The sequence below is a fragment of the Flavobacterium daemonense genome (assembly GCF_007341385.1).
Classification (GTDB): domain Bacteria; phylum Bacteroidota; class Bacteroidia; order Flavobacteriales; family Flavobacteriaceae; genus Flavobacterium; species Flavobacterium daemonense.
The window spans coordinates 160,101-186,641 of the sequence record NZ_VJYD01000008.1; the positions used below are offsets into that span (position 1 = coordinate 160,101).

Annotated in this window: 15 protein-coding genes and 2 tRNA genes; 8 read left to right on the forward strand and 9 right to left on the reverse strand. The window is 34.5% G+C overall.

Going from position 1 to position 26,541, the window contains the following annotated elements; translation table 11 throughout:
- Nucleotides 1-17 precede the first annotated feature (17 nt).
- Nucleotides 18-1,022: a hypothetical protein gene (locus FND99_RS20255; RefSeq protein ID WP_211356627.1), complete on the reverse strand. Its 1,005-nt coding sequence runs from the start codon at nucleotides 1,020-1,022 to the stop codon at nucleotides 18-20.
- A 101-nt stretch (nucleotides 1,023-1,123) separates the two neighbouring features.
- On the opposite strand from FND99_RS20255, the gene proS reads away from it, so the two are divergent.
- The 4 genes from proS (at nucleotide 1,124) to rpsT (ending at nucleotide 3,273) form a co-directional block, all read left to right on the forward strand.
- Nucleotides 1,124-2,602 carry a proline--tRNA ligase gene (gene proS, locus FND99_RS12290; protein WP_144338254.1) on the forward strand — a complete coding sequence of 493 codons (1,479 nt, stop codon included), beginning with the start codon at nucleotides 1,124-1,126 and terminating at the stop codon, nucleotides 2,600-2,602.
- A 78-nt stretch (nucleotides 2,603-2,680) separates the two neighbouring features.
- Nucleotides 2,681-2,752 (forward strand) — tRNA-Glu (locus tag FND99_RS12295).
- Between the two features lie 44 nt (nucleotides 2,753-2,796).
- A tRNA-Glu gene (locus FND99_RS12300) sits at nucleotides 2,797-2,868 on the forward strand.
- A 153-nt stretch (nucleotides 2,869-3,021) separates the two neighbouring features.
- Nucleotides 3,022-3,273, forward strand: a complete 252-nt coding sequence (rpsT, locus tag FND99_RS12305; protein WP_115846807.1) for a 30S ribosomal protein S20 — start codon at nucleotides 3,022-3,024, stop codon at nucleotides 3,271-3,273.
- 152 nt (nucleotides 3,274-3,425) lie between these two features.
- Here the strand turns inward: rpsT and FND99_RS12310 are convergent, their stop codons facing one another.
- Both FND99_RS12310 and FND99_RS12315 read right to left on the reverse strand, forming a co-directional pair.
- On the reverse strand, nucleotides 3,426-3,833 hold the full coding sequence (locus tag FND99_RS12310; RefSeq protein WP_144338255.1) for a response regulator: 408 nt from the start codon (nucleotides 3,831-3,833) through the stop codon (nucleotides 3,426-3,428).
- 4 nt (nucleotides 3,834-3,837) lie between these two features.
- Nucleotides 3,838-5,493, reverse strand: a complete 1,656-nt coding sequence (locus tag FND99_RS12315; RefSeq protein ID WP_246074212.1) for a PAS domain-containing sensor histidine kinase — start codon at nucleotides 5,491-5,493, stop codon at nucleotides 3,838-3,840.
- A gap of 223 nt (nucleotides 5,494-5,716) precedes the next feature.
- Between FND99_RS12315 and typA the strand changes: the two genes are divergently transcribed.
- Nucleotides 5,717-7,513 carry a translational GTPase TypA gene (typA, locus tag FND99_RS12320; RefSeq protein ID WP_144338257.1) on the forward strand — a complete coding sequence of 599 codons (1,797 nt, stop codon included), beginning with the start codon at nucleotides 5,717-5,719 and terminating at the stop codon, nucleotides 7,511-7,513.
- 92 nt (nucleotides 7,514-7,605) lie between these two features.
- Here the strand turns inward: typA and FND99_RS12325 are convergent, their stop codons facing one another.
- From FND99_RS12325 to FND99_RS12340, 4 genes are all read right to left on the reverse strand, one after another.
- Nucleotides 7,606-12,105 (reverse strand): T9SS type B sorting domain-containing protein, encoded by a 4,500-nt coding sequence (locus FND99_RS12325; RefSeq protein ID WP_144338258.1) that lies wholly within the window; start codon nucleotides 12,103-12,105, stop codon nucleotides 7,606-7,608.
- A gap of 189 nt (nucleotides 12,106-12,294) precedes the next feature.
- A complete protein-coding gene (locus FND99_RS12330; protein ID WP_144338259.1) occupies nucleotides 12,295-14,631 on the reverse strand; it encodes a T9SS type B sorting domain-containing protein in 2,337 nt (778 codons plus the stop codon).
- Between the two features lie 13 nt (nucleotides 14,632-14,644).
- Nucleotides 14,645-15,481, reverse strand: coding sequence for an ABC transporter permease (locus FND99_RS12335; protein ID WP_144338260.1), 837 nt, complete (start codon nucleotides 15,479-15,481; stop codon nucleotides 14,645-14,647).
- A gap of 3 nt (nucleotides 15,482-15,484) precedes the next feature.
- Nucleotides 15,485-16,396, reverse strand: a complete 912-nt coding sequence (locus FND99_RS12340; RefSeq protein WP_144338261.1) for an ABC transporter ATP-binding protein — start codon at nucleotides 16,394-16,396, stop codon at nucleotides 15,485-15,487.
- A gap of 305 nt (nucleotides 16,397-16,701) precedes the next feature.
- Between FND99_RS12340 and FND99_RS12345 the strand changes: the two genes are divergently transcribed.
- Together FND99_RS12345 and FND99_RS12350 are read left to right on the forward strand one after the other, a co-directional pair.
- Nucleotides 16,702-17,754, forward strand: coding sequence for a hypothetical protein (locus FND99_RS12345; RefSeq protein WP_144338262.1), 1,053 nt, complete (start codon nucleotides 16,702-16,704; stop codon nucleotides 17,752-17,754).
- Between the two features lie 87 nt (nucleotides 17,755-17,841).
- A complete protein-coding gene (locus FND99_RS12350) occupies nucleotides 17,842-18,702 on the forward strand; it encodes an SdiA-regulated domain-containing protein (protein WP_144338263.1) in 861 nt (286 codons plus the stop codon).
- A 149-nt stretch (nucleotides 18,703-18,851) separates the two neighbouring features.
- Here FND99_RS12350 and FND99_RS12355 read toward each other — a convergent pair whose 3' ends face one another.
- Complete coding sequence (locus FND99_RS12355) at nucleotides 18,852-22,589, reverse strand: metallophosphoesterase (protein WP_144338264.1); 3,738 nt, start codon at nucleotides 22,587-22,589, stop codon at nucleotides 18,852-18,854.
- A 27-nt stretch (nucleotides 22,590-22,616) separates the two neighbouring features.
- Here FND99_RS12355 and FND99_RS12360 point away from each other — a divergent pair, with 27 nt between their 5' ends.
- Complete coding sequence (locus FND99_RS12360; protein ID WP_144338265.1) at nucleotides 22,617-23,795, forward strand: Pycsar system effector family protein; 1,179 nt, start codon at nucleotides 22,617-22,619, stop codon at nucleotides 23,793-23,795.
- Between the two features lie 182 nt (nucleotides 23,796-23,977).
- On the opposite strand, the gene FND99_RS12365 is transcribed toward FND99_RS12360, so the two are convergent.
- On the reverse strand, nucleotides 23,978-26,347 hold the full coding sequence (locus FND99_RS12365) for a GAF domain-containing protein (protein WP_144338266.1): 2,370 nt from the start codon (nucleotides 26,345-26,347) through the stop codon (nucleotides 23,978-23,980).
- Between the last annotated feature and the right edge of the window lie 194 nt (nucleotides 26,348-26,541).

Below are 26,541 nucleotides of genomic sequence, written 5' to 3' on the forward strand. Positions count from 1 at the left end.
GATTTGCAGAAGAGATTTTATCTTCTTCCGCCGCCACCGCCACCGCCGTATGATCTACCGCCACCGCCGCCACCGCCGCCGCTGTAGCCTCTCGCACTTCCGCCGCCGCCGCTGTTCATTGAGCGTGATGGGCTAGGAGAGTAGCTTCTAGAAGAGTAGTCGCTTGACGGACTGTAGCTTCTGTTTGTTGTTCCGGCACTTGATCTTCTATTGGCGTAATCATAACCACTGCTTTGACCTTGTGCAGTGCTTCTTCTATCTGTGAAAGTTGGGCTTGAATACGTTCTTCCGTTTACAGAAGAGCTTCTTCTGAAATCTGAATAGCCTCTGTTGTTTGTAGTATAGCTGCTTCTGTTAGCGTAATCTCTTCCATTGAAAGTCGTAGCGCTTCTTCCAGCATAATTTCTTCCAGCATATGAACCTCTTGATGCGTATGAGTAGTCTCTTGAAGAATATCCTCGAGATCCGTAATAAGCGGCAGACCCTCTTCTTCCATAGCTATAATTGTAATTGTTGTAATATCCGTAACCGTATCCTGGGTATCCCCAACCTGGATATCCCCATCCAGGATAATAACCCCATCCGTAATAAGGGTATCCCCATCCGTAACCATAATAAGGATAGCCCCATCCAAATCCGATTCCCCAATAAAATGATGGATCAGAATAGTAGGTTACTGAAGTTTCTGTAGTACCACTTCCCCAGCCAGGATAAGCTGTAGTAGATGCTGTTTGAGTACTGTCGTTTACGGCATAATTACTAGTATAATTGTCTACATCAGTAAAAATTTCAGTTGGCTGATTTTCGTCCTGAAGTGATTTGAAGTAATCTTTGTATTGATTGTTAACGTTAGCATTTGTAGATGTCGTTTGTGCGTACGTGTTTGTTGATTTTCCATAAACGCCATCATTGTCATAATAAGAGGTGTTTTGGTAAGAACCACACGATGCAAGCAGAAAACTCAGTAATCCAATTAAGTAAAAGTAACTTGAGTTTTGGCGGAGAGATGTAGAAGTTTTCATATCTGTGGTGTTTTTTATTGTTGCACATTACAAAAATAGTTAGTTTTGTCAAACTATTTAGTTAAAATTATTAAAACAAAATTTGTGCCAAACTATATAATATGAGTAAGAACCTCACTACAAGATCAGAAGATTATTCGAAATGGTATAATGAACTGGTTGTAAAAGCAGATCTAGCTGAAAACTCAGGTGTTAGAGGATGTATGGTCATTAAGCCGTACGGATATGCTATTTGGGAAAAAATGCAGGCTGAGCTAGATCGAATGTTTAAAGAGACAGGTCATCAAAATGCTTATTTCCCTTTATTTGTGCCTAAAAGCATGTTTGAGGCGGAAGAAAAAAATGCTGAGGGATTTGCTAAAGAATGTGCTGTTGTAACACATTACAGATTGAAAAATGACCAGGAGAGACCAGGTAAATTAATGGTTGATCCAAACGCTAAATTAGAAGAAGAACTTATTGTTCGTCCAACGAGTGAGGCAATTATTTGGTCTACATATAAAGGATGGGTTCAATCTTATAGAGATTTGCCTTTGCTGATTAATCAATGGGCAAATGTAGTTCGTTGGGAAATGCGTACGCGTTTGTTTTTAAGAACTGCTGAATTTTTATGGCAAGAAGGGCATACTGCTCACGCTACAAAAGCAGAAGCTATTGAAGAGTCAGAAAAAATGATGAATGTTTACGCTGATTTTGCTGAAAATTTCATGGCAATTCCAGTTGTGAAAGGTTTTAAAACTGAAACAGAGCGTTTTGCAGGTGCAGACGAAACCTATTGTATCGAAGCGTTGATGCAAGACGGAAAAGCTTTACAAGCAGGAACTTCTCACTTTTTAGGTCAGAATTTTGCAAAAGCCTTTGATGTGAAGTTTGCTAACGCAGAAGGTAAACAAGAACATGTGTGGGGGACTTCTTGGGGGGTTTCGACTCGATTAATGGGAGCTTTGATTATGACGCATTCTGATGATCAAGGTTTGGTTTTGCCTCCAAATTTAGCGCCAATCCAAGTGGTGATTGTTCCAATTCATAAAACTGATGAACAATTAGCGCAAATTACCGCTGCTGTAAATGAATTGACAGCAAAATTGAAAAAACTTAAGATTTCGGTAAAATATGATGACAGAACAACTCAAAAACCAGGATTCAAATTTGCGGAATGGGAGTTGAAGGGAGTTCCAGTTAGAATTGCCGTTGGTCCAAAAGATTTAGAAAATGGAACTTTTGAGGTTGCAAGACGCGATAATTTGTCGAAAGAAGTTGTTGCAAGCGAAAAAATCGTTGAATATGTAAATGATCTTTTGGAGCAAATTCAAAAAGATTTATTTGATCGCGCATTAAATTATCGAAATACTCATATAACTGAAGTGAATAATTTTGAGGAATTTAAGCAAGTTTTAGACGGTAAAGGAGGATTTATTTCTGCTCACTGGGATGGAACTGCAGCGACTGAAGAAAAGATAAAAGATTTGACAAAAGCCACTATTCGATGCATTCCTTTGGATGCTGTTGAAGAGGCGGGAACCTGTGTGTTTAGTGGGAATCCTTCGTCTAAAAGAGTGCTTTTTGCTAAGGCATATTAAAAAAAAATATTTTTTTTTACTGTAGGTATTGTGCAACTAAAAAATAGATGTATCTTTGCATCCGCATTAGAGAAGCACGGTCCGTTCGTCTATCGGTTAGGACGCCAGGTTTTCATCCTGGTAAGGGGGGTTCGATTCCCCCACGGACTACAAGTTATATTACATATTGAATAGTTTCCAACTTAGGAGAATCAGGTCCGTTCGTCTAGGGGTTAGGACGCCAGGTTTTCATCCTGGTAACAGGGGTTCGATTCCCCTACGGACTACAAATTAGTTGTAAATAAGTTTTATAAAATAAAGATTGGTGTCTCGGTTTTTGTTTTATTAGTTAAAACCAAAGTGATTGTTTTACAGTTGTGGGAGGTTTTTCTTTTTTAACTAGTATTTATAATTATTATTACATCTAAAATTAAAAGAAAATGGCAAATCATAAGTCAGCATTAAAAAGAATCAGAAGTAACGAAAAAAGAAGAGTTCTTAATAGATATCAACATAAAACTACTCGTAATGCTATTAAAGCATTAAGATTAGCTACTGATAAAGCTGATGCTAGTGCAAAATTATCAACTGTAATTTCTATGATTGATAAATTAGCTAAAAAGAACATCATTCATGATAATAAAGCTTCTAACTTGAAGTCTAAATTAACAAAACATGTTGCTAAATTGTAATTAATTACAATCTTAAAAATATAAAAAAGTCCTCTTTTAGAGGACTTTTTTTGTTTATGCTTAAGTTGGAAGGTCTAAAGTCTCAAGTCCAAAGTCGAATACAACCCTTAAATGAAAAATTCCAAATCCTGATTTTGAAAATTGGAATTTATTTACAAATCAATCTTCTTTTTAAGGTATTCTAGCATTGGCTGTGTAATTGGCTTTGAAAGAAAATCTATTATTATTGGGTATTTCTTTGCTTTGGCTAAATCTTCTGGGTCAATTGTTGAAGATAAAACGATGACATTAGCACTGTTGAATTCGGCGTAATCTGGAGAAGTAAAATGATCTAAAAATTCCCAGCCGCCCATCACAGGCATGTTTAAATCTAAAAAAATCAATTCGGGTTTTTTGTTGTCTTTATTTTTGTGGTATTTTAAAGTGTTGAAGTGGTGAAGGGCTTCTTCTCCATTTTGAGCGGTGATAATTTCATGCGAAATTTGTGACTTCGAAATTACTTTCTTACATAACATTAACGTGATTGGGTCATCGTCAATGCATAAAATTTGCTCGAGCATGATGTTAATTTTTAAATGTTATTATAAAGGTTGTGCCTTTATTGACTTCACTTTCTATACTGATTGTTCCTCCCATGGTTTCTACCTGCGATTTTACAAGGTACAAGCCAAGTCCTTTGCTGTCTGGGTAATTATGAAATCGTTGGTACAAGCCAAAAACTTTGTCTCGATTTCGTTCTAAATCAATCCCAATTCCATTGTCTTTAAAAGTTAATATCGCTTTATTGTCTATTTGTTCTGCTGTAATAGATATTTTTAATTTTCGGTTTTCCGATTTATATTTGATCGAATTCGTAAGCAAATTAAGTAAAATACTTTCTATATATGCTTTATTTGTGTTCAATAAAGGAACACGGTCAAATTTTAGTTTGATGATGGGTTTGTGTAATTCTATCTGAAAAGATAATTGGCTAAAAACATTTTCAAATACTTCTTTCAAAGATACTTCTTCTTTTTGCATTGAAGGATTATCTTTTATAATGATGACTTTGACTAAATCATTAATAGTCTCGTTAAGCAAATGTGTTGATTTTGTGAAACCGCCTAAAATTTCCTCAAGCTCTGGATTTTCAATCGGAATATCTTCGATAAGATTCAAAAGTCCAATTAAGTTTGATAAAGGTGCTCTTAAATTGTGAGAAGTAATATATGAAAACTGTTTTAAGTCTTTGTTGTTTTGGGTCAGTTCTCGAATAAGGTGTTCTTTTTCTGTTTCAAGCTTTTTTTCTTCGGTGATGTCTCTTTGTATTGAAATCCAGTGAGAAATTGATCCTTCATTGCTGAAAATCGGAATCATGGAGAAACGAACCCAATATTCTTCTTTTTGTTTGGTGTAGCTAATGGTTTCTATCAAGCATTCTTCTTCATTTTTAATTGCTCTTAATAGTTTTTTTAATTCGTCCGAATCCGATTTTGGTCCTTTGAAAATATTCGGAGATTTGCCTACAATTTCATTGGATAGATAACCTGACATTTGTGAAAAAGCAGGATTTACATAAACAATTTTCGGTATTTTTCTAGCCTGCGAATTGGCTTCCGTAATTAAAATGGAGTCTTTAGATTGTGTAATTACGGTTTCTAAAAGTTTTAATCGTTGTTCTTCTTCTTTTTGTTTGGTAATATCTTGGATGGCTCCAATCATTCTAATGGCTCTTCCGTTTTCATCTTTTAATAAAAATCCACGGTCGAGAACATATTTGTAGCTTCCATCGGCGCATCTGAATCGGTATTGATCCTGCCATTTTTCTGTTTTTTGCTCAATAAAGGAATAAAGTTTTATGGACATTCTGATGCTGTCTTCAGGATGAATTTTGTCAAACCACCATTTTGAAGTTTTGCCTACTTCGTCAGGATTGTAGCCAAAAACGCCTTCAATTCCTTTGTTCCAATTTATGCTGTCTTCCTGAATTTTCCAGTCCCAAATGGTATCGCTCGTTGCCTTTGCAACAATATCATATTTTTCATTTGATTCTTTAATTTCTTCGTTTGTTTCTTTTAATTTTTTGAAAACAGTAACATTCTTTTTTTCGTTTTTAGAAACTATGAATTTGAAAAATAATGCAGTGGTTAGTATGAAAAAAATATCTTTAAGAAAAAAAAGATAAAAATATTTAACGTCGGTGAAATAAGTGGTAAGTATTTTATGACAGAGTATTGCCATAAACAATGATACTAGAATATAAACTAGAGTAATTTGGAGAGTTTTACTTTTCATTACTTCAAATATAGTTAAATTAACTATAACTCAACAATAAGTAAAGTTCAATTTGAAGCCCGTTTTTTGATGTTTTATATTAACTAATTGATTGTATACACGCAAACTATGTTAGAAACGTTTTTTATTAAAAAATAAAGTGTACCTTTGCGCCCATTAAAAATCACAGATGGAATCTATTAGAAACATTGCAATTATTGCCCACGTCGATCACGGTAAAACCACTTTGGTTGATAAAATTATGTATCACTGTCAATTATTTCGTGAAAACGAAAACACAGGTGATTTAATTCTTGATAATAACGATTTAGAGCGCGAGAGAGGTATTACTATTACTTCTAAAAACGTATCAGTTCAATATAAAGGAACAAAAATCAATATTATTGACACTCCAGGCCACGCGGATTTTGGAGGTGAAGTTGAACGTGTATTAAACATGGCCGATGGTGTATGTTTGCTAGTGGATGCTTTTGAAGGTCCAATGCCACAAACGCGTTTCGTATTACAAAAAGCTATTGATTTAGGTTTGAAACCATGTGTGGTTATCAATAAAGTTGATAAAGAAAACTGTACTCCTGAAGAAGTTCACGAAAAAGTTTTTGACTTAATGTTTGAATTAGGTGCTACTGAAGAGCAATTGGATTTCCCAACTGTTTACGGTTCTGCTAAAAACAATTGGATGTCTGATGATTGGAAAAATCAAACACAAAACATTGAGCCATTATTGGACATGGTTATCGCTAATGTTCCAGCTCCTAAAGTTTCTGAAGGAACGCCTCAAATGTTGATTACATCTTTAGATTTCTCTTCATTTACTGGACGTATTGCTATTGGTCGTCTTGAAAGAGGTATCTTGAAAGAAGGATCGCCAATTTCTTTAGTAAAAAGAGATGGTAAAGTAATCAAATCAAGAATTAAAGAATTACATACTTTTGAAGGTTTAGGCCGTAGAAAAGTTGATCAGGTTGTTGCTGGTGATATTTGTGCTGTTGTAGGTATTGAAGGTTTTGAAATTGGTGATACAATCGCTGACTTTGAAAACCCAGAAGCTTTACAAACTATTGCTATTGATGAGCCAACAATGAGTATGTTGTTTACAATCAACGATTCACCTTTCTTTGGTAAAGAAGGTAAATTTGTTACTTCTCGTCACATCCGTGAAAGATTGACAAAAGAGCTTGAGAAAAACTTAGCGATGAAAGTTGGTGAAACTGATTCTGCTGATAAATTCATGGTTTTTGGACGTGGTGTACTTCACTTGTCTGTTCTTATTGAAACTATGAGAAGAGAAGGTTACGAGCTTCAAATTGGTCAGCCACAGGTAATTATCAAAGAAATTGATGGTGTTAAATGTGAGCCAATCGAGGAGTTAACTATCGATTTGCCGGAAAATCTTTCAGGTAGAGCAGTTGAATTCGTAACAATCCGTAAAGGTGAAATGCTTTCTATGGAAGGTAAAGGAGAGCGTATGATTATTAAATTCAACATTCCATCTCGTGGAATCATTGGTTTAAGAAATCAATTGCTTACTGCTACTGCTGGTGAGGCTATTATGGCACACCGTTTCATTGGGTATGAACCATATAAAGGAGAAATTCCTGGACGTAACAACGGTTCATTAATCTCTATGGAAAACGGAAAAGCAATTCCTTACTCTATCGATAAATTGCAAGATCGTGGTAAATTCTTCGTTGATCCTAACGAGGATATCTACGAAGGACAAGTAATTGGAGAAAATACTCGTAGCGACGATATGACTGTTAACGTTACTAAAACGAAAAAACTTTCTAACGTTCGTTCTTCTGGAGCTGATGATAAAGCTAGAATTATTCCAGCTATCAAATTCTCATTAGAAGAAGCTTTAGAGTACATTCAAAAAGATGAGTATGTTGAAGTTACTCCAAAATCTCTTCGTTTAAGAAAGATTTACTTGAGTGAAACTGATAGAAAAAGATATAAAATCTAATTGATTTTAAGTCTCAATATAGAAAATCCCAAATTCCATTATGGAGTTTGGGATTTTTTTTATGATCTAAATTTTTGATTTTTTTTTGAATTTTATCTTTTCAAACTAAAATGACCTTTTGCTTCACGTCCGTCTTCTAGTTTTAAGGTGTACCAATAATCATCTGCTGGCATTGGATTTCCTGTGTAAGTTCCATCCCAACCATCACCAGAGGTAGAAATTTGCTTGATTAGTTTTCCATAACGATCAAAAATAAGAAGTTTAGCTCCGGAATTAAAAGTGTCACTTGCTCCCTGAAGATTCCAGTAATCATTATGGCCATCATTATTTGGAGTGAAGAATTTTGGAATTCCTAGAACTGCTACTGTTTTTGAAATTTTCCCGCATCCATTTTTATCATTTATATAAAGATCATGAATACCCGGGCGAACATTCTCGAATAAACTAGATTCTTGAAAAGAACCATTTGGATCGTCTAAACTATATTCATAATTTCCTGCGCCGGAAACATTCGCTTGAACGGTATTATAATCTGATAAATCTGAAATGTCAACTGAGTCAAGATGTGCAATATCAGAAGCTGTTACCATGATAGTTCTTGTTCTGCTGCAGCTTTCCTGATCCTTTGTAAAAACTTCAACAGTATATTTTCCTTCTTCATTCACGTCTAGCGTTTCATTTGTTGCTCCGGGAATAATACTGCCATCTTTTGACCAAATATAGCTATAAGTGTCCGCGGGAACGTTTCCTATAATTCCTGCATCAATTTTTACAAAAAAAGTAGGCAAATTAGAACATACTAATTTATCAGCATTTTGATTGCTATTGACATCAATATCAGGTTTAGGATTTACTTTAAGTGTAATGTAAGCACCTAATCCAAAACACGCATTGTCAAGGTTACTGTCGACGCGCACCCAGATTTCTTGTTGTTTTGGGGCCGTATTTCTGAAATTTGAAGGATCTGCAATTGCATTTATTTCTGCCAAAGCATCAGCTTCAGTTGGATAATATTTTATAGCATAATTTGAACTTGCTGAAGGAAGCATGGCTTGAATTTCGTTAGTTACGCTGCTAAAATCAAATGCACTGATTCCGTCTTTGTCATCATTTACTGCGTCTACAAAATCATCACAAATAGTAAACGACCTTTTAAAATTAGGATCGATTTGTGTGGTCGAAACCACCAAATTTAATTGTGCAACAGCAAAACATCCATTTGCATTTTCAACTCTTGCCCATATATTTTTATTACTGCTTGTGTAGTATGCAAGTGGATTTGAAATCAAGCCAACAGGATCTTTTGTATTTGCGCTGGCCAAAGTGGTATAATAGGTAAATGTTTCATTATTGGAGTTGGCAGAAATAAAACTGTTTTTCTCGGTTAGATTAAAATTAGAAATTCCGTCAGTATCATCGTCACATTGTACTAATGTAATTGGAGAATTTAAAACCGGCAAAGCGTTAAGAATTAGCTGTACAGAATTGGCAGAAGTTAATCCGCAAGCATTATTGTTTCTGTTTAAAAGCACGCGAAATTGATTGCCATTCATTGTTTTGCTTGTTTTTTGAATGGTCAATGAGGTGGTTTTCGTTCCTGTATATACTGCGTTTTCAGTCAAAGCATTCCAGTTGCTTCCGCCATCTGCAGAAAACTGCCATTGAAAACTATCTGCATTCGATTCTACACTAAAAATTGCTTTTTCTAATTCACAGACTGTCTGATTTTCGGGCTGTTTGGTGATTACAATAGGAGTTGCAATAATGTAATTGCCATTTGGAACCGTATAACCATCCGTTCTGCTGGTGACAACTCCAGAGGCATTTACTACAACTGGCGTATTTCCTAAATGTCCATCAAAATCAGGATCAGTAAATCCAGCTTCGATTACATCATTACAACCGTCGTTGTCACTGTCTATCTCGGTGTAGTTCAGTATTCCGTCAGTATCAGAATCTAGAATAGTATATTTTAAAACACCACTATCAGGATTTGTCTCTAAAGCATCAGATAATCCATTGATTCCAAAAACGGTTGCGTCAACAATCCCATCTCGATTAGTGTCTGGAGCATTGCTTCCAGATTCTGCTACATCGTAGATTCCGTCGTTATCACTATCTAAATCAAGGTAATTTGGAACCCCGTCATTGTCCGTATCGATTGGACTAGCTCCAATATTGAAAATTTCATCTAATCCATCAGCATTTGTATCTTTTTTTGATAAAGCGATTGGCTTGATTTGTGATTCAATTACGTCAGGAACGCCATCGTTATCCGAATCTAAATCTACTTGATCAGGAATTCCATCGCCATCGCTGTCTTTTGGAACGCAAGTTGCTACGACCTTAAAGGTTGCTTTATTTCCTGCTGTATCAAGCAGGTTTTTGTGTGTAATTTTAAAAGATTGTGTTTGATAAGATTGGAATTTGAATGTACCAGTTCCAGCTGGTAATGGCACATTTCCATTTAATCGAAAGCGAATTTCAAAAGAAGAAAACTGCGTAACACCGCTTTCATATATTCCATCATAATTGGTGTCAATTAATAATTGATTATCAGGATTTAGAACTGTAACGGTTTTATCAATATCTGAATTGATAATATATTCAGAATCAGAATTTAATAAATCAGTCGCATTTGCAGTTGAACTATATTCTAAACGAATATTCATTGGTTTTGCAAAATTCAGATTATAGCTTGCTGAAAAACCTTTTCCAGCCAATACTTCAGTAACGAAACTTCCATCTGCATTTCCTGTAAAAGGTATTGCAGCGGCAGGTGTACTGCTTGTAATCGTTCCTGTGAAAGAATTTGAGTAAGTTCCTGCTTTTACCAATCCCGAATTTGGATTTGAAATATTTATAGGCAAATCACCATATGATTCGGTACAATTTGTTATTCCATCATTATCATAATCGATGTCGATATTATCGTTGGCTAAGTCATTATCATTATTGATTGGACATTCACTCACCGGAATTTTATCGGAGAAAACATCACTTACACAACCAGAAATACTTCCTTTTACTTGATAAAAGCCAGGTTGAGTAGGGCTGAAGTTATTTTTGTTTTCGCCCGGAATAAGAACATCGTCTTTATACCATTGAAAATTATCATAAGACGAAAGCGTATTTATTTTTAAAGAAACGTTTGGAATACAAGCCGAATTGTTCAATGCAATTTTTCCGCTGACAATTTCAGGTTTTAGGTCAAAACCAGAATAATATCCGCCATAAGTTGCAGCGCCATTGGTTCCAAAATAAGAAACATAAACTTGTTTTGTTGATTTTACAGCTATGTTTCCTGATAAATTGGAAACGCTATAACGCACAAAATCGGCTGTTCCTTGAATTGGAGTAGGGAGCGCCGAGATTGCGCTATTGTTTAATAAAACCGTAGCGCCGGTTTCGGTTACAATATTTAGATATCCGGTAAATGAATTGTTTCCAATTGACTGAATTTCTGGAATGTTGTCAACGGTATTTGGCGTGGCACAATTTATTGGTGGTACAAAAAATAAATTTTGGTTGGCAGGGTGATTTGTTCCGCCAATGCTCTGATAGGCAAATACATTTGCAGATGTTTTTACATATAAAGTTCCGTTATTGAACTGGTTTCCGTCAATTGCTGCATATTCGCCACTATTAAGCGTTTTGTAAGGTACAGTTGAACCATTAAGATATACTTGTGTACCATTGTAATGCGCTACAAGTAAAACACGTTCTAATTCTTCAGTTCCAAGTCCTTTTATGAAAATATATTCTTTTCCTGTTTTTTCAAGCGAAACAATTTGGTCAAAACCCACATCTCTTCCTAACGGTGCCAGACTGCCATTTTGAGTTGTTCCCAATTCGGTGCTGTTGCTTCCGCCAAAGGAACCTGAGTTAACAACCACAGGCTTGTCAGATGTGACCAATGCTCCAATTAATTTAGAGCTATTTGAGGGCGATTCGTTTATATTGTTATTAAATAAAGTGAGTATATAGCTTTCATTTTTATTCAATATAGCAGTTATTGGTCCCGAAACGGTTGTTCCGTCTGAGAGTCTGGTTCCGTTTTGAATATTTGAAATGGTAATTTTTGTGCCATTTTCGGTAGCCATTATAGACGTGAAGTTGGCCAAAGTGGGGTCAACTAGTGGATTTAGCATTGCACCTAATCTAAAAGTAGTACCCAATGCACTATTTCCTTTAGAGACTAGTCCCCCTGCATGATTATAGCCATTTTGAGCAAGTACAGCATTTACCCTTGCGCTCACATAAATTAGGTCTTCAGCTTCTATGACATAACCTCGGTTTGATACAACTCCAGTACTTAACAAAGGAACAAATAACTGCGTTCCTGGGCCAGTGCCAATATAATATCGATAAGGATTACTGCTGTTTACAGTGCCGTTTATTACGCTTCCTCCATTAGCTATGATTTTAAAATTGACATTTGCAGTACTTGGAGTGGAAATATAAAGATATTGATCATTAACTAATAATGAAGGATTGCAAATTAATGGCGGTATATAATGTGTTTTGCTGAATTGCGAGAAACAATTTAACGTGAAAAGCAAAAATAAAAAGAAGTGTAATGTTTTTTTCATTGGCTTATTTAATGGCTGCATACAGAATTGAATCGCCCAAACCAAAAATAAGATTTATTTTACTTTCACTGAAAAACCTAGTGTTTTTTATTTATAAATATTTAAAATTTAAGAGTTTCGAAATTTCTACGTTCCAAAAACACATTTGTAAAGAAAAAAAACATGAAAAGACGATGATTAAAAAGAAATTTACCTTTTTAAACTAAAATGCCCTTTTACGCTTTTTCCGTCAATAAAAAGAAGCGTAAACCAATAATCGTCTGATGGCAATTGTTCACCATTAAATATACCGTTCCAGCCTGTACTGTTTTGGTTCAGTTGTTTCAAGAATTTCCCGTAGCGATCAAAAATACGAATAGTGTAATTTGGCATCAGATTTATATTTTTAATTGCCCACAAGTCGTTATACCCATCACCGTTTGGTGTAAAGAATTTAGGATAATCTAAAACATAAACTAAAAAACGATTCGAAAGTCCGCAACCATTTTTATCTCTGGCAACCGCATAGTAAATTCCTGGTTCGATGCCTGTGAATAATGGATTATCTTGAAAAACATCTCCATCTAGTGAAAATTCATAATTGCCAGTACCTGTATATTTTAATAAAATCGAATTATCAGTTCCAGAAAAATCCTTAACATCAGCATCAGTAATGACTGCCGGTTCAGACAAAAGAACCTTGAATTTTTTAGTTTTTTGGCATCCATTTGCATCAGTCACAGTAACCGAATAATCGCCTGGCACGTTGACTAGCAAGGAATTTGACGTACTATTTCCGGGCGTCCATAAATAACTGCTGTAACCTGTGGCAACGCTTAAAGTAATATCACCATTGCTGCAAATAGATTTTGATTCATCCTGAAAATTTGGCGGATCAAAAGTGTTGACAGTCAGTGTAACTGGGGAAATATTATAACAGTCAGCACCATTTACAATTCGGGCATAAATAGTTTGAGAGCCTGCAATTGTGTTTTTAAAAATATTCGGAAGCACATTTGTCTCAAGCAAAGCATCGTTTGGAGTTAAAAAATAATTTACTTGCAACCCTGCAGGAAGACCAGTTAATAATTGTGGCGTAACTTGAGATTGAAGATCAAATTGATAAAACCCATCTTGTTTATCATCGCCATCACAAGTTTTAACTGGATTTTGCGCTGCGATTGTATTGTTTGAAATTTGAAGATTTACTTCAGCCGTTTTATAACAGCCAAACTTGTTTTCTATTCTTCCAAAAATAATTTGATTGAGGCTTTTATTTGTGTATTTGCTTGGATTTACAATCGGATTTGTTTTAGATTGAGCATCGGCCAATGTTTCATAATAACCAGTGTTTGTAATATCTGGCGCGTTATTTTTTATAATATTGTCCGCTTTAGTCAAGTTAAAAATTGTTGTACCATCATTATTGTCATCACATTGTACAATTGTTGTGTTGGTTGTTAGAATTTCCGGAGCAAATTCAAGTTTAATTTGCCCTGTTAAAGTACAGGTTGAAGCTGTGACAGTAGCTTCTACTTTGTAAGTTCCTGATGTTTTTGCATTATAGGAAGGACCGTTTTCTCCCGGAATTTGTACGCCATCTTGAAACCATTTAAAACTATATGTAGCAGGTAAATTGGTGTTTAATGGCACAGTTTCTCCAAAACAAACTGGATTATTTCCTGCGACTGTTCGATCTTCTCCAAAATTAATCTGCGAAGTAAAACTGCCCGCTTGCAAAAATACTGCCGAATCATAATATTCAAATCTGTCATCGCCAATAACAAGTTTGATATGATATTTTTTTCCTGGTGTTACATTGGCTCTTGCATTCATTGTAACCGTTTGAGCGGTAAAATTTATTGGTGCTGTCGGCGGATTGAATGCATTGAAATATTGTGGATTAACAGCCTGACAACCTAAATAGGGATCTCCGCTTCTATCTTTTCCGGGTATAATTGTCGGGTGAATATTAAAGGAAGAAACGGGAGTAACGCTATTTGGTATCGTAGCAATATTTTTATATGGATCAGTTGTTCCGGTTTCTTTAATTAAAAAGGCAAAACCATCTGAATATTGACATGGATAGCCATATTGGTATTCATTTGAAGCAAAAATGTAATTAAAATTTATCAAATCGGTCAAGGGAACAAAATCAAATTCTAATACTGTAGCATTGACAGATTTAATTCCTAACGCCTGATCAAGATCGGCATCTCCAAGCCAAACATTATTTCCTCCTCCATATGATGCGGTATAAGGTCCAGCTATTTGGTTTCCCATAGAAGTACTTAAAACAACACCTTCGGCAAATGGGAAATTGCTTGTACCTGCATTAAAATAAGCATAACTCATAGGAACAATAGGAAAAGCACCATCTCCATTGCCACTTGTATTTGTAATTGTAAGACAGGAACTGTTGACTAAGGTATTTTCGATTAATTGCTGTGGTGTTCGTGCGCCATCTACAATAATATTTTGCGCATTTACAGAGATAAATGCGCAACTTATATAGATAATGAAAAGGAAAATTCTAGAATAATTCATAGTAACAAATATACTATAAATCTCTTTTTTTTAATAGTTTGTAAGAAAAATATATAAATAAAAATGTCCAGACTAAAACGATTAAAACTGCCGAATAACTAACGCTATAATCAATATCTGTGTCGATTCCCATTTGTGTGCCAATGCTCTTGACTACAGATAATCGCGGTGCTGGATTAACAATTAAATTGGACATTGATTCTAAAGGTAAAAACTGCGTAATCTTCTCATCGGTATCGCTGTTCGGGAAGACTCTAAATGCCAAAGTGCCTCGTATTATGGCTTCAACAATATTCCAAACTAAAAGAAATCCTAAAGCAAAAGCCGAACGTTTTATCAAAATTCCTAAAAACAAACAGAACGAAAAGAAACCAACTAGCTTTACAAAAAAGGCTAACAGATAATCTAAATCGCTGAAGATAATTCCAATTTCATTATAAGAAGAAAAGCATAAGCCGAGAATCAAGCTCATTACAAAAACAAAAAGTGTTGATACAAAAGCAAAAAGAACAACAGTCAAAAATTTTGATAATATAAATTCTTTTTTACTTAAACCGTCGATCAGGTTTTGTTTTAGAGTGCCATAACTGTATTCATTTGCCATCATTGAGACGATGACAATGGCTAAGAAAAATTTCAACCAAGCGGCAACATAGGTATTAAAATGCCAGATGAATGGAAAATTGAAGATTCCCATTTCGGCTAAATGAAATTTAAACGGACCAATATCGAATTTTATTGAAGCAATTAATGCTATAAATGAAAGCAGAATAAAATAAGCAAGTGTTAAGATACGACTGGATTTATTTTTCCAGATTTTTTGAAGTTCTATAGAGATAAGTCGGTTCATGGTTTAGTTTTTTTGAATGGTAGCGTTTTTGGTTAATTCTAAAAATTGTGCTTCAAGGCTGTTTTTGCGTTTTACCAAATGATTTAAAACAATATTTTTTGAGAATAAAAACTGATTTAAATCGGAAGCTGAGAGTTCTGATTTTAAGTAAACTAAAACTTTTTCATCTTCTTCTTTAATTTGGGAAACGGCCGGATGCTCATTCAAAATCAATTTTAAAACCTGATTATCATTCGAAGAAATTTCAAAGAAACCTTCATTAGCCGACATTGCATCAACTGAACCCGAATATAAAATTTCGCCTTTTCTTAAAACCACTACATGTGAACAAACTTTTTCGACTTCGTCCAATAAATGCGAAGCCAGTAAAATTGTGGTTCCTTTCGCAGCGATTTCTTTTATAATATCGCGAATTTGGTGGATTCCTTGTGGGTCTAAACCATTTGTTGGTTCGTCTAAAATCAAAATTTCGGGATCATTCAAAAGTGCTGATGCGATGGCAAGACGCTGTTTCATACCTAGTGAAAAGGTACTGAATTTGCTGTCTTTTCTTTCTGTCAAACCAACGAGATTCAGTTTTTCAATAATTTTAGCGTAGCCGATGTTTTTGATTTTGCAGACTAACTTCAGGTTTTCTTCCGCTGTCATATAAGGGTAAAAGTTTGGACGCTCGATAATTGCACCTACTTTTTTCAGCGCTTCGTGCGTTTGTATTTTTCCGTCAAACCATTTATAATTGCCTGAGGTTTCGTTTACAACATTCAATACAATTCCTAAAGTGGTTGATTTTCCGCTTCCGTTAGGACCAAGAATACCATAAACATGGCCTTTCTGAATGCTGAATGATACGTTTTTCAACGCTTGCACACGTCCGTATCTTTTACTGAGATTTTCGATGGTAAGAATGGTTTCCAAGTTTTTTTCGGTTTTAGTTTTTAGTATGACGAATCAAGTTCTATATTGTTACGCGAAATTTATTTTTATCGTGTTATTGATGTAAATTTGTATTAAAGTTACATGTTTTGTGTAATTATTTTCAACACATAGAAACATAGATTTCTGAAGGTTTAAAAGAAAGGCGTTTCACTAATTTCAATGCACATAGTTTAGCTATGTGTGGAAACGAGTTTCTTTAAATTTCTTTTTTCGGTACAAAAATCTATGTTTCTGTGTGTTAGAGTATATTTTTTAATTTGCCCAATGGGTTAAAGATATTCAAAATGAGCGAGCCTTTAATGGTTTTAAAAAAACCTTCATACCCTTTAACACAACCGCTTTTAAGTTATTTGGACAGATTCGAGCGTATTTCGAAGGTTTCTGTTTTTTACGATGATTTGTTGCGATTTTCAGGTTCGATCAATGTATATGATAAAAATGAAACTGATACGTTGTGGATTCGCGTGTATTACAATGAATTTGAGCGAAATGAAATTGATCTGAACTTAAAGAAAATTTACTCATTGCTCCATTCTGACGGAAACAGCGAAATTATTCAATTTCTAAATATTGATGCTATTGATTATTGCACTTTTGGAAATTCAAAGCCTTTTAGAATTAAAGTCCGAAATATTCTGAATGACAATTATGTTCATTTTTATATTAAAAAAGCCGACGCTTCGAGAATTTACGGTTTAGAGTTGGAAGATATTCTTTCGCCAGATAAAATCAACTTTTTAGTTTACAATGATACTTTGATCGAAGAGCATATTATCGGAATTCCGGGCGATGTTTTTATGGATACTTTGCTGGATAAATGTACCGAAACCGAAAAAGCCCAAATTGCAAAAGAATTTGTAAAGTTTAATGAACGCTGTATGATTCGTTTGCTTGGCGATATGCGAGCGTACAATTATGTAATTGTTCCAATTCACGATTTTGACCAAGTGGTGTATAAAATCCGCCCAATTGATTTTGACCAACAATGTTATGAAGGAAATTTTAAAGTCTATCGTCCGCAGTTTTTCAAGGAAAATTATCCTATGATTCAGCTTATAAAAGAAAAATTAGAAGAGCGTTCGATCATTCAGTATAAAGATGAAGAAAGAGCAATCTTGGCAAAACGTATTCATTCTGCCGAAAATAGAATTAAAAAATTATTGAATATAATGTGTCATGATACGATTTCGACTCAAGAGCACTTGGATCAACTTAAAATGGAATTGTACCGATATACCAACGATATGAAATTTAAAAATGCCAGATCAATGGGACACATTATGCAAGCGGCGTTTGAGTTTATCACGCGTAATTTTAAAAACACTAATTTAGTTTAAAAGTTTAGGCCACAGATTTCACAGATTAAACGGATTTTTTAAATCATTATAATCTGTGATATCTGTGGCTAAAGAAAAATTTATCTTATGAGAAAATCTTTTTTAGTAGCCGTTTCTATTGTTTTAATGGCTTGTCAGCAACAGACGAGCAGTAATTTTAAAACGCTTTTTTCGCTTCCAAAGAAATTAAAAGAGGTTTCTGGAATTACCTATTTTCCTGAAACGAATTTGATTTACACTATAGAGGACAGCGGTAATAAAAATGCTATTTATGCGATTGATTCCAAAGGAAAACTGGCTAAAACCATCACAATTTCAAATGCTACAAATGTCGATTGGGAAGATATTACTAAAGATAAATCTGGGAATATTTATATAGGCGATTTTGGAAATAATGATAATCAGCGCAAAGATTTATGCATTTATAAAGTTGCTAAAAATCAGTTGAATAAAGATGTGGCTTCCGCCGAATATAAAATCTCATTTTCGTATCCAGAACAAACCGAATTTCCTCCAAAGAAAAAAGAAATGTTTTATGATGTTGAGGGCTTTTTTGAACTAAACGGATATTTTTACCTCTTCACAAAAAACAGAAGCAAAGGTTTTGACGGAACGGCTTTTATCTACAAAATCAAAAATGCAAAAGGAACTCAAAAAGCGGTTAAAATAGGAGAGTTCAAAACCTGCGACAACTACAATCATTGTGTATTGACCAGCGCAACAATAAGCCCAGACGGAAAAAAAGTTGTTTTGTTGAGCCACGATAAAATTGTATTATTTAAAGATTTCAAAGGCGATTTGTTTCACAAAGGAAAACAAATCGAAATAGGCCTGAATCACTTTTCACAAAAAGAAGCCATAGTTTTTAAAGACAACAACACCCTTTTAATCGCCGATGAAAAAGCGGATAAAATTGGAGGGAATGTGTATGAATTCAAGCTTAATTAGGTTCAAAGGTTCAGAGTTGCAAAGGTTCAAAGGCTAAAAATAATGAGAAAAAAATAGCCACGAATTCACGAAGATTTTGCATAATAAAATTCGTGATTCGTGGCTAAAAAACTTTGAACCTTTGTAACTCTGAACCTTTGAGCCTAAAGCTAAAAGCTATAAGCCGCTCCAAAAATAACTCTTCCAGGTTCATCTGGAGATTGGAAATACGAAATCCTTGCTGTTAAAAGGTTTACGGTATTCAGCCAGAAACCACCACCAAAATCTTGATGCCATTTTCTCGAACTTTCTCCGTCAAGCCAGATTCTTCCGTAGTCAAATCCGCCTAAAATTCCGTAGGTTAATGGAGCAACCGTACGATGAATTTTTCCAATGCTGAACCTTAAATCGGTACTTTGCGAGAAATAAGAATTTCCTAAAAAGCGTTCGTTTCTATAACCGCGTAAATCAGTATCGCCACCTAAAGCAGCACCTTGATAAAATTCGTAATTGTTATTTAAGATGGCTTTGGTTTTTAAAAATGTCGCCAAAACTAATTTTCCGTTATGATCGATTCTATGCGTAAAACCTAAAATACTTTCCAGCGTAGGGAAGTTTTTTTGAGTTTCCTCCAAATTTGTTGTCCAAGTTCCCGATGCCATAAAATAAATTCCTAAAGTTGGTTTTGCCACAAAATCTGAATTTTTAAACACATATTTTACTTTAAATCCGCCATAACTTTGATTGTCAAAAACCGCAGGATTTACAACTCCTGGAACATCAATAAATCTATTTTCAGTTTCCTGAACGCTCATTCTTTGAAAAATTGGATGCATACTGAATTCGCTTCCGTAGCGCCCAACATGACGTATCGCCCCCGAAAGATTAAACGTTCTAATACGAACACGGTTGTAGTCCATTCCAAATTCGTCGTCGTTATTTACAGTTTCGTTTCCGTAACCAAAATAGTTGATTGCAAAATTTGGCGTAGTGTATTGTGATTCTACATCAATTACCCATTTTCCAAGCAAACCAGGGAAATGTGCAGCATAATTAAATTCTAAACCGCCTGTAGCAAAATAATAGAAAGCATTTAACGTATGTCTTTGCGTATAAGGATTTTGTTTGAAATTATTGACCGTATAACCTACGTTAAAACCTACTTTAACACCGTCATCAGGATTGTAGCCAATATTTGGCAATCCAGTAACGACATTATATTTTGGTTTTTCATAGTTATATAAATTCACTTCATAATCGTCAGTCAACTGTGTTTTGGTTTTTGAGTCAAGATTATAGGTGTTTTCTTTTGATTTAAAATCATAAACGATGACCTTTTTGCCATTTTCAATGTTATACGTATCATTGTTTTGACCGCCAATCAATCGAATTTTAATGCTTGATTTTTTAGTTCCTTTTACTTCAAAAACATCATCATCATCAAGACCATAAATCCATAGATTTGCAGTTTTATCGTCAGTTACGGTTTTAGTATAAACTAATTCGTCACCCTCTTTTTTAATTCTGAAAACTTGAATCTCAAGGCTTTTCTTGGCATTATGATCAACAACAAATTTGTCTTTTTTATCGGTTCCTGCAAGCATTACGGTATGACTTAAGACATCAAAATATTCTGAAGCGTATTTCTGAAGATCTTTTTTTCGTTTTTGTAATTTTCTAATGATTTCCTGCGCCGTTTCATCCTGAACTTCTTTTGGCATGCCCTTGAAAGCATTTGCAATATCTGCATCCGTTAAATGTTCTTGAATAAATTTTGCCTGTTCGATCCAGTCTTTTTCTTCGGCAGTTCGTAAAAAAGCCAAATCCATTGGGTAGGCTTCTCTTCCTAACCATTTTACATTGTCAATTTTATCTTTAAAAGTTCGCATATGACGAAGTGCAGGAACATTCATAATGAAAATTCTAAACATTGCTCCATCGTAATTTGGATAAGCCTGATCACGGTCACGCGGAATCGGTTTGTAAACAACCTTGTCTCCTTTTTTGTATTCGCCCCAGCGCCATTGATCGCTGTGTCTGTCCCAATCGCCAATAAGCATATCAAACAAACGAGCTTTTATATATTCTTTTTCATCAACCGAATATTTTTCGTCCTTATGCAGATTTTTCATCATATCGTCCGTACTGATGATATCTGTTGGATGCCCAAAGTTTTTTCCGTCTAAATGATTGTCTGCAGGTCTTTCTTCAACCATATACAATTCATCTCCATAACTAGCATTAAATTCGCCAAGAGCATTTTGTTTCGGGATGTAATATAAAACCGGATTCGTATGCGAAAGCCCAATTTTATCAGACATGCTTCCTGTTGTATATGGGCCATAAGGATAAGAAGTGGTATAAAAATCCAGTAAAAAACGTTCTGTAAACGTTTTTTCGAAATCATTTACAACATATTGGTCCTTAATGGCAACCGACTGCAAAAATGTGGTTGCACTTTTTTTCATGGCACGCATCACAAAATCACGACCCTGAGGATCAGACATTCGAAGTGAAATAGATTGATGTCCTCCGCCTTCGCGAATCGGTTTTAAACCTCCTAAAAGTGTGTCAATAGTTGCTGTTTTGGCTTCAATTGGCATGCTATAGTATTTTCTGTAATGTTTTCCGAAAAGGAATCTATAAAAACCGCTTTTGTCTGTCAATTCTTTAGGATAAATTGAAGAGATAACCGTTGAAGGGAATTTATTCGGAATATCAGCTCCCCAATTTATTTCTTTTGCTTTTATGATTTCGCGCTCAAAAAGCAGTTTTTCCTTGTTGTTTTCATTTCCAAAATAAGAAACTTTTGCATCGCCGCTTTTAAATAAAGTAAGAGTTGCATAACCATTTCCACCATATGAAAAATCATTTTCGCTGATGGCTCTCGCGGCTTCTGATTTAGATCCTGCGCCACTGATAATTTGCTGAATATTTTCTTCGCTGATGTATTGCAGATTATGATCGTGGCCTGAAACTACAATTACATTTTTTTGTTTCTGTAAAAGCGTTTTTATTCTTTTGGCGTAAATCGTATATTGTTTATTTTGAAGATCCTGCGGACTCGCGCCAGATGTTTTTCGCAATAAATTAATAAAAGAGCCAATTACTGGAAGCGGAATTTTTTTCTCTAAAGGAAATAATTGTTTTTCCATCGAAAATTGACCGCCGTGGGTTCCGTTGCTCAGCAAAGGATGGTGAATAGCCAGAATGACGGTTTTCTCCTGATTTTTGTTTAAAATACTTTCAAGTTCATCAAAAAAATCTTCTCGGGTTTTAATGTCGCAATTGTCGTTTATTGTTGGGTGATTGTTCCAATCTTCCAAAAACCATTCGCTGTCAATTGTCACTAACGTTGCAGTACTGTCAATTTTTACATCTTCAATTGGACACGTTTTTCTTGGCAGAAATGCTTTTTTGTCATTTAAATATTTCGTTACAAAATCCGCTTGACGCTCCAAGCCTTTGATGCCGTTGTACCAATCGTGATTTCCGGGAATAAATATAGTTTTACCTTTAAAGCCTTCTGCCAATTTTAACTGATTAGTCAGTTTTGTTTCTGCCAAAGCTTTGTCTTCCGCATTTTTGTCAGCTGGAAATCCTTTCGGATAAATATTGTCGCCTAAAAAAAGCAACGTCGATTTTTTATTCGCTTTCTTCAGCTTTTGATGCAAAAGCTCCAGTGTTTGTTGCGCTTGTGCTTCATCAGCATTTCCAGCATCTCCAACAAGAAAAAAAGTATGAGCAATTTTTATGGTATCAGTAGCGTTTTCTGTTTCGTTGGCGCTCACATTTTTTCCGTATTGCGCCTTTCGAGTTGCACAGGAATAAATGATGAAAAGTGCCATGATTGCCAAACAGTATTTTTTAATCTTGGCAATAAAATGGTTATCCAAAAACAATTTCATATTTTAGTGGTATTAAAATATTCTCTTATGAATCTAATAGAACAATCCGAAGATTTCGTCAGTAATTTACTCAAAGATAAACTTTCTAATTTATATTCTTACCATAATTTTAACCATACTTTAACCGTAGTTTCTGCTGTAAAGGAGCTTTGCAAAAAAGAAGATGTAGGAGATAAAGATAAGGAAGCGCTACTGGTTGCGGCATGGTTTCATGATACGGGATACATTAACGGACATGAAAATCACGAAAAAGAAAGCACAAAAATTGCTGAAGATTTTTTGCAAGAAAGAGGAAAATCAGAGGAATTTATTGCGCTTGTTTCGAGTTTGATTTTGGCTACAGCCAAAGATTATGAGCCAAAAACTCTTTTGGAAAAAATCATTAAAGATGCTGATTATGCGCATTTAATGGGAGAAGAATATACAACGACTTGCGAATTGCTTCGATTGGAATTAAAAAATACCGGAATAGTAAGTTTTTCTAATGCCGAATGGACAAGAGAGAATTTGAATTTCCTTTTGAATAAACATCGATTTTATACGGATTACGCTCTAAAAAAATGGCAACCGCTAAAAGAGAAAAATTTAGTTCTAATTCAAAAAAAAATAAGCAAACAGGAATTGAAAGCAGCAAAGGAAATTGACGCAGAAAATAAAAAGAAAGTTAAGATTGAAAGGCCAGAACGCGGAATTGATACGCTGTTTCGCGTTACACTCGGAAATCATACACGTTTAAGCGGCATTGCAGACAGCAAAGCAAATATTTTATTGTCTGTGAATGCTATTATTATTTCGATTGCACTTTCTTCAATTATACCAAAACTCGACAGTCCAAAAAATGCGCATTTAGTAATTCCGACATTCATAATGTTGATTTCTAGTGTTGTGACTATTATTTTTGCGATTCTGTCAACACGACCAAAAGTGACTTCCGGATTTTTTACGCGCGACGATGTCGAGGCTAAAAAGGTAAACTTGATGTTTTTTGGCAATTTTTATAAAATGCCTTTTGAAGAATACGACTGGGCGATGAACGAAATGATGAAAGACAGAGAGTATCTGTATTCAACCATGATAAAAGATTTGTATTACCTCGGATTGGTTTTACAACGCAAATACAACTTACTCCGAATTGCCTATAATCTTTTTATGATCGGAATAATCGTTACTGTCATTGCATTTGTAATTGCTTTTAGATCAATTTAGTTTCTTTGTCGTTAAAATTAAACACATAGAAACATAGGTTTTCTATATGTAGAAAGGAGCAGAGTAAGAAACTAGTTTCTAACACATAGCCATATCTATGTGCATTGATGCAAGTGAAATGCCTTTTTTAAGTTTCAAAATCTATGTTTCTATGTGTTGAAAAATCAAAAAGCTCAACTAACTTAGTTGAGCTCATCTAATAAATCTTGATACGTAATTTTTTTTGCCGATTCAGTGACTGTATTATTGATTACTTTTACTCGAATGGCTCTCAAGCCCGAAACTCCTTGAAGATCTTCAACTTCAAACTGCTCAATGGCTGGTTCCAGTATTTTTTTGTACTGCAAATATTTAATGTATTTTAAATACTCCGTTTCTTCGTTATTTTGAGTATAAACGATTGTAATTTTTTCTTTTTCAACGATTCTCTCTTTTGTTCCTTTGATATTCGATTTATCAATTCTTTTTTTAACTACTTCGTAACGAGCGTTGTATGTTCCATCAACATCAAAACGTTTTTCATCCATTCTGAAGCGAATCGAAAGCGGCACACTGAAAACTAAAATCAAAGATGTGACATCTAATTCGTACGGAAGCGATGCTTTCAGCTGATGATGTTCTAATTCCATTTCGCATAACGTCTGCAATTGCCATAACCTCAAATTATGCAAATACATGATATCAAAAGGTTTTGTTGGCGAAATTGACGCACCAATATATAAATTATGCTCAACGCCATCGGTTTTAAAACGCTCGTAATAATGCGGATAAATTTGTTGCGCTTCAACTTGTTTTTTGTCTAAAATCGATGCCAGTTTTTTATTGATGATAGACATCGCATTGTCAAATTTCTTTCTTTCCTGATAAAACAAACCTGATTTCTCATCGAGACTTTCAAAATACAAAGCTTCTAATTTTTCATTTTGTGGAGAACCTTTGGTATTTTTTAAAATCGGATGGATTTCTTCTTCAATATAACGTTGAATTTGTTGTTCTGTGTCAGCTTTCAACGGGAAATCCAACTCTTTTCGGAGTGATTCCAATTCAAATTTTCGTTGTTCCAAAAGAACAAGATTCGAATTTATTTCTTGATTGTCAAAAATTTCCAAAAGCGTAGTAAGCTGATTTTTTAAATCAATTTTTACGGTTTCATTTCGGTGTTCCGATGAACCTTTAATATCGATTTGTCCATAAAGCGGATATACATTTTTAAAAACGATTTCTTTAAAGATATAATCTTTTGTATGATTGATATTTTGAAAGTAATTCTGAGATTCTTTCCTGAATTTCCAGTAAACACTCGGGTGAATCGTAGTATATTCACGCTGAATAATAGCCTCGATTTGATGCTGCATATCAGTATTGTAGCGATCAATCGTGTCTGTTAAATAGGGTAAAATCAACTCTAGTTTTGTTGCATTGACACTATTTAAATCACGTGGATTTTCAGAAACTAATTCAACAACACCTAATAATTGGTCGTCTTTAATAACTGGCGCAAAAACACAGCTTTTAATGCCTTGTCTTAATAAATGCTCGCCGAGTCTTTTATTACTAGATTCTTCGATGAATTTTTCAACATTCGAAATCACAAAAGGTTCTTTCTTATCCAGAAGATTTTCAAAGGAACATCCAAAAAAAGCATTTTTGCAATCGATTTCTTCATCTGTATTCAAAAGAAAACTTTGCATCTGACTATCAAACTTTACAGGCTTAATAAATTTTTCTTCTTCAGCATTATAAATAATGAAACCTACTTTTAGACTTGAAATTTTAAAAATAGATTTAAAAATAGCAAGTATGATTTCATTTGAAGAAGCCGCTTCAGAATCAGGTTTTAATAGATTACTTTTCAGATTTGAAATAGCACTTTCTGTTGTTGCATCAAACAAAGAAACCATTCCGAAACCTTTTAAAATCCAGCTTCTTTTAGGAAATTTAGATTTCCATAACTCAATATCATTGTAATTGTCAATTAATTGGTCAATGTCTTCTTGAGTTAATTCTATTGCTCTTTCAGTTGGCATAATTTCCATGAAATCGGCATTATAGAGAATTCGGTAATGTCTTTCAATACCTTGCTCATCTGGAATATCATAGAAAAAAGGTTTGTTGAAATCGATGTTCTGATTATAATAATACGCTAATATCAAACAACAGTTATTGATGTAAAATTGATGATCATCAAAATCTCGAATTTCCATATAAAACTCGTCCCCAGCGTTACGAAGGATTTTCTTGAAACGCTCCGTATAATTAAAGGAGACATTTTGAAACGGAATTGTAATTGCTTTTATTTCGTTGTTTGTCAGAGCGGTCGGAAATAAATCGGCAACTATATTTTTAATTAAATCTTCGTTGTTTTTTATGATATCATAATTATGAATTCCTGTTCTGAATTCCGGAAAAGCTTCTACTTCTTTTAAAATGGCTTTGGCGTAGTTAGATCTGTAATCCACATCTGATGAAGCGATTTCTTCAAAAGACTCAATTAATTTATGAAAAGAGATTATGGTTTCGAAAGGACTTTCATTTGGCAAAAGGCGTTCCATATTTATTGTTTTAGAACACAAAATTAAGCAAATATTAAGAATTGGCGACAAATTGCAATTTGTTTCCTTTATGGTCTGATAGTTAATTCCTTTGTAAATAGAGGCTTCTGAAACGGTCGCTGAATTTTTAACTAAAAATTAACATCGATAATAACGGAACGATCGTTCCGTTATTATATCTTTGTGCCATAATA